This is a genomic window from Umezawaea sp. NPDC059074 (assembly GCF_042738955.1).
Taxonomy (GTDB): domain Bacteria; phylum Actinomycetota; class Actinomycetes; order Mycobacteriales; family Pseudonocardiaceae; genus Umezawaea.
This window is the reverse complement of record NZ_JBHYHC010000058.1, coordinates 48,983-54,632: the sequence shown is the minus strand read 5'-3', so window position 1 is coordinate 54,632 and position 5,650 is coordinate 48,983. Positions and strand designations below refer to the sequence as shown.

The following is a 5,650-nucleotide window of genomic DNA, read 5'->3' as shown; positions in this document are numbered from 1 at the left end:
GAGCCTTAAAATTTGTCGGGCTGCGGCTTCTGAACCTGCCGTTTTGGCCCGACAAAGGCTCAAATCTAGGGGCCCCAAGTCAAGCCGGCCGTCGCGCGGATCCTTCCAGCGATTCCGGGAGGAACCCCCGGATCACTTTCGGTTTCGGCTGCGAGGGGGCTGTGAGCTGCGGTGATGCTGATCGCCCAGGAGTGTCGTACCCCCGTCGTAGGCTATGTGTCGGGGGGTCTTCACGGGCGGGCGACTCCAGCGCCGCCGTGGCCACCAGTCAAGGTGGGGGTGGGTTTCCGGTCACACCCCGATTGCGCTGAGTATCTCGCACCCCTTTCGCTTTGTCAAGCCTGGAAAGACGGCTTGACAAAGCGAAAGGGGTGCGATGAGCGCTAAAAATCGGGGTGCGTCCGGGGAAAGGTGTTCAAAAGAAGCGGGACGCTGCGGTTGGTACGGCGGTCCGGCTGCGGCCGGGGGCCCGGAGAAGGTCCGGAAGTCCCGGTGCGAGTGGAGGCCGGGGGCCAAAGAAGTCCAGAGATCCCGGTGCGAGTTGGGGCCGGGGGCCCGAGAGGTCCCGAAGTCCCGGTGCGAGTGCCGGCCGGCGGCCCAGAGAAACCCCAGTCAGTCCCGGTGCCGGCTGAGGCCGAGGGCCATGAAGGTCCAGTAAGTCCCGGCGCAAGTAACGGCCGGGAGGCGAGAAAGTCCTGAAGTCCCGGCGCGGGTACCGGCCGGGGAGCCCCGGAGAAAACCCAGTGAGTCCCTGTGCGAGTAGAGGCCGGGGCCAGGGAAAGTTCAGAGATCCCGGTGCGGGTTGGGGCCGAGCGGCATGGAAGTCCGGTCGGTCCCGGTGCGGGATTAGGTCGGGCCCGAGAAAGTCCGGCTAGTCCCGGTGCGAGTCGGGTCGAGGCCCAGCCCCAAGCCGCTCAACACCCCGTGTGCGAATACCGGCCCTCAGCCGCCAACGCGGCGCTGTGCCGACGCTCCACCACGTACCTGCTGATCAACAGCCCGACGATCGGGATCCCCAACCCGATGGCCACCACCACCGGCAGGTGGACCCCGTCCACGGCGATCCCCACCACCAGCACCGATGTCGGGTAACTCCACCTCAACCAGCGCCGTTGCCTGGTCGAGCGCCACCTCACCGAGGACGCCGCCGCGGCCGTCACCGCCGTCGCCGCGCCGAACACCGGGGTCGAGAGGGTGATGGTCCAGCCGAACGCTCCGACCAGCACGCCTGCCAGGCCGGTCAGGCCGGTGACCGCTGTGCTGAACAGGTAGGGCACGGCGAGCCACGTGGTGAGGCTCAGTGGGCGTCCGGTGGCGCAAAGCACGGTGCGATTGTGGGGGTGAACTCGCTGACGTGCTGCTCCCCGTAGTCGAACGGCGTCGGCTTGCGCCGAACGGACGTCCAGCATCGGCGAACGGGTGCGGTGACCGGTGGGCCACATCACGTCCGGTGGTCGGGAACAACCGGGCGTCGGCCGGCGTTTTCGCCTTCGTCAGGCAATCTGGCAGACTCTCTAGTCGAGTCCGGCTCCGGTTCACCCCAAACCTGGGGACCCGGCGGCCACACCGCTGAAAGGGACGAGACGTTGAAGACTGGCATTCACCCGAACTACATCTCCACCGACGTGACCTGTAGCTGTGGGAACGCGTTCACCACGCACAGCACGAAGACCTCCGGTTCCATCCACGTCGAGGTCTGCTCCAACTGCCACCCGTTCTACACCGGCAAGCAGAAGATCCTCGACACCGGTGGCCGGGTCGCGCGCTTCGAGGCCCGCTACGGCAAGCGCGCCAAGTAGCTTCGTCCACGACGTCCGCCCGAGCCGCCACGGCTCGGGTCGGGCGTCGTTTTCGTTTGCCCGGAACGAAGCACAGGAGCACCAGTGAACCAGCCCCTTGACGCCCTGCTCGCCGAGCACGCCGACCTGGAGAAGCAGCTCGCCGACCCGGCGGTGCACGCCGACCAGGCGGGTGCTCGCAAGCTCGGGAAGCGCTACGCCGAGCTGGGGCCGATCGTGAGGGCTGTTCGCGACCTCGACCAGGCCCGCGAGGACCTCCAGGCGGCGACCGAGCTGGCCGAGGACGAGGCGTTCGCCGCCGAGGCCGAGGAGCTCAAGGTCCGGATCCCGCAGCTGGAGTCGCGGCTCACGGAGCTGCTGCTGCCGCGTGACCCGCACGACTCGTCCGACGTGCTGATGGAGATCAAGTCCGGTGAGGGCGGGGAGGAGTCCGCGCTGTTCGCGGGCGACCTGCTGCGCATGTACCTGCGGTACGCCGAGCGCCACGGCTGGAAGGCCGAGGTCCTCGACGGCACGGACTCGGACCTCGGTGGCTTCAAGGACGTCACGGTCGCCATCAAGAGCAAGGTGGACACCCCGGACGGGGTGTGGTCGCGGCTGAAGTTCGAGGGCGGTGTGCACCGCGTGCAGCGCGTGCCCGTGACGGAGTCGCAGGGCCGCATCCACACGTCCGCCGCCGGTGTCCTGGTGTTCCCGGAGACCGAGGACGTCGAGGTCGAGATCGACGAGAAGGACCTGCGCGTCGACGTGTTCCGCTCGTCGGGCAAGGGCGGCCAGTCGGTCAACACCACCGACTCCGCGGTCCGCATCACGCACCTGCCGACCGGCATCGTCGTGTCCTGCCAGAACGAGCGCAGCCAGTTGCAGAACAAGGCGCGCGCGATGGTCGTCCTCCAGTCGCGGTTGGTCGCGCTGGCGGAGGAGCAGGCGCAGCAGGACGCGTCCAACGCCCGCAAGACCCAGATCCGCACGGTCGACAGGTCCGAACGGGTGAGGACGTACAACTTCCCGGAAAGCCGCATCTCCGACCACCGGGTTGGGTACAAAGCACATAACCTGGACCAGGTGCTCGACGGCGACCTCGACGCGGTGCTGGACGCGCTCGCGGCCGCCGACCGGGCGGAGCGACTCGCTGGTACGTGACTGTCGAGGAGGCGCGCTGTGGCCGAGATCGTGGTCGACCCCCTGGAAGCGCCTCTCGATCGGCCGGTCGCCGTCAAGGTGACCGGACTCCCACCCGATTCGCCCGCCACGCTCACCCTGAGCACCGGTGACCGCTCGTCGTCGGCCGTGTTCACCGCCGACGAGCACGGTGTGGTCGACCTCACCCGGCACGCGCCCGTCGAGGGCGACTACTCCGGTGTCGACCCGATGGGCCTGTTCTGGTCGCTGCGGTCCACCGGCGGCAAGCCGGGGCCGGTGCTGCTGGAGGTCGACGGCGTCGGCAAGGTCGAACTCCACCGCCTGGCCACGCCCGAGGGCGTGCGTCGGACCGAGGTGGACGCGCTCGGTCTCGTGGGCGTGCTGTTCGAGCCGGACGACGAGGACACCCACCCCGGCGTGCTCGTGCTCGGCGGCTCCGAGGGCGGTCTGCACGAGGTCGACGCGGCGCTGCTCGCGGGTCACGGCTTCACGACGCTGGCGCTCGCCTACTTCGGCACGCCCGGCGTGCCGGAGCACCTCGTGGACGTGCCGCTGGAGTACTTCGGCAAGGCGCTCACGTACCTGGCCGCCCGCGCGGGCGAGATCGGCGTGCTCGGCGGGTCGCGCGGCGGTGAGCTGGCGCTCCTGCTCGGCGCGACGTTCTCGCAGGTCCGGGCCGTGGTGAGCGTGGTCGGCAGCGGTGTCGTGACGCAGGGCATCGGGCCGGGCCGCAACCTGCTCCAGGTCCTCCAGCACGAGGCCGCGTCCTGGACGCTCAAGGGCGAGGCCCTCCCGTACCTGCCGTACTCCGTCCCGGACGGTCTGCGCGCGGACGTGGTCGACGACGTGCCGACCAGCCTGGCGCAGGCGTTCGACCTGTCCGACGGGGTGCCCGAGGACGCGGTGATCCCGGTCGAGAAGACCCTCGGCGGCGTGCTGCTGCTGTCCGCGGGCGACGACCGGAGCTGGCCGTCGGCGGCGTTGAGCGAGGTCGCCGAGCGGCGGCTGGACGAGCACGACCACCCGTTCCCGTACGAGCACGTGTCCTACCCGGACGCCGGCCACCTGATCGCCGGACCGCCCCACCGGCCGACGACGGACGTGCGCGTGCCGGGTCCCGGTGTGGTGTTCGAGATGGGTGGCACGCCCTCGGCGACGGCGGCGGCCCGAGCGGACGCGTGGCGTCGGTCGCTCCGGTTCTTCTCGGAGCAGCTGGGCACCTAGGGTGGTGGCCATGAGCGCACACTTTGACGTCGTGGTCCTCGGTGCGGGCCCTGGAGGCTACGTCGCCGCGATCCGGTCGGCCCAGCTCGGGTTGAAGACCGCGATCATCGAGGAGAAGTACTGGGGCGGTGTGTGCCTCAACGTCGGCTGCATCCCCTCGAAGGCGCTGCTGCGCAACGCCGAGCTGGCGCACATCTTCACCCACGAGGCGAAGGCGTTCGGCATCAAGGTCGACGGCACGGTCAGCTTCGACTACGGCGTGGCGTTCCAGCGCAGCCGCAAGGTCGCGGACGGGCGCGTCAAGGGCGTGCACTTCCTGATGAAGAAGAACGGCATCACGGAGTACCAGGGCAAGGGCGCCTTCACCGACGACCACACGATCGTCGTCAACGGCGAGACGGTGACGTTCGACCACGCGATCATCGCGGCGGGCGCGACGACCCGGATGCTGCCCGGCACGGCCAAGAGCGACCGCGTGGTGACGTACGAGGAGCAGATCCTCAGCGAGGAACTGCCCGAGAGCATCATCATCGCCGGCGCGGGCGCGATCGGCGTCGAGTTCGCCTACGTGATGCACAACTACGGCGTGAAGGTCACCATCGTCGAGTTCCTCGACCGCATGGTGCCGCTGGAGGACGTCGAGGTCTCCACCGAGCTGGCCAAGCGGTACAAGAAGCTCGGTGTCGAGGTCCGCACCGGCACGCGCGTCGAGTCGATCGACGAGTCCGGCCCGAAGGTGCGCGTGACCGTGACCAAGGACGGCAAGGAAGAGGTCCTGGAGGCCGACAAGGTCATGCAGGCCATCGGTTTCCAACCGCGCGTCGAGGGCTACGGCCTGGAGACGACCGGCGTGAAGCTGACCGAGCGCGGCGCGATCGACATCGACGGCCGCTGCCGCACGAACGTGCCGCACATCTTCGCCATCGGCGACGTGACCGCGAAGCTGATGCTCGCCCACGCCGCCGAGTCCATGGGCATCGTCGCCGCCGAGACCATCGGCGACGCCGAGACGATGGAACTCGACTACGTGATGATCCCGCGCGCCACGTTCTGCCAGCCGCAGATCGCGAGCTTCGGCTACACCGAGGCGCAGGCCCGCGAGAAGGGCTTCGACGTCCAGGTCGCGAAGTTCCCGTTCACCGCCAACGGCAAGGCGCACGGCCTCAACGAGCCCGGCGGGTTCGTGAAGCTGATCAGCGACGGGACGCACGGCGAGCTGCTCGGCGCCCACATCATCGGCCCGGAGGCCACGGAGCTGCTGCCGGAGCTGACCCTGGCCCAGCAGTGGGACCTGACCGTCCACGAGGTCGCGCGCAACGTCCACGCCCACCCGACCCTGGGCGAGGCCGTCAAGGAAGCGGTGCACGGCCTCGCCGGGCACATGATCAATTTCTGAGGTCCACGGACGTGGGGGGGGGGGGGGGGGGGGCCGGCCCCCCCCCCGACATACCAGCCCGGAAAGACCACCCACACCCCCAGCCCCG

5 protein-coding genes are annotated in these 5,650 nt (G+C 69.3%); 4 read left to right on the top strand and 1 reads right to left on the bottom strand.

From position 1 onward, the window contains the following. Window positions 1-914: 914 nt before the first annotated feature. On the bottom strand, window positions 915-1,325 hold the full coding sequence (locus tag ACFWW9_RS25315; protein WP_390382695.1) for a hypothetical protein: 411 nt from the start codon (window positions 1,323-1,325) through the stop codon (window positions 915-917). A gap of 261 nt (window positions 1,326-1,586) precedes the next feature. Between ACFWW9_RS25315 and rpmE the strand changes: the two genes are divergently transcribed. The 4 genes from rpmE (at window position 1,587) to lpdA (ending at window position 5,562) form a co-directional block, all read left to right on the top strand. Then, complete coding sequence (rpmE, locus tag ACFWW9_RS25310; protein WP_390382692.1) at window positions 1,587-1,799, top strand: 50S ribosomal protein L31; 213 nt, start codon at window positions 1,587-1,589, stop codon at window positions 1,797-1,799. Between the two features lie 84 nt (window positions 1,800-1,883). Next, entirely contained in the window at window positions 1,884-2,942 is a 1,059-nt protein-coding gene (gene prfA / locus ACFWW9_RS25305) for a peptide chain release factor 1 (RefSeq protein ID WP_390382689.1), read from the top strand. Between the two features lie 18 nt (window positions 2,943-2,960). Continuing rightward, window positions 2,961-4,166 (top strand): acyl-CoA thioester hydrolase/BAAT C-terminal domain-containing protein, encoded by a 1,206-nt coding sequence (locus ACFWW9_RS25300; protein ID WP_390382686.1) that lies wholly within the window; start codon window positions 2,961-2,963, stop codon window positions 4,164-4,166. Between the two features lie 10 nt (window positions 4,167-4,176). Further along, the gene (gene lpdA / locus ACFWW9_RS25295; RefSeq protein WP_390382683.1) at window positions 4,177-5,562 is read left to right on the top strand and encodes a dihydrolipoyl dehydrogenase; all 1,386 of its coding nucleotides are present in this window, start codon (window positions 4,177-4,179) and stop codon (window positions 5,560-5,562) included. Window positions 5,563-5,650: the final 88 nt, after the last annotated feature.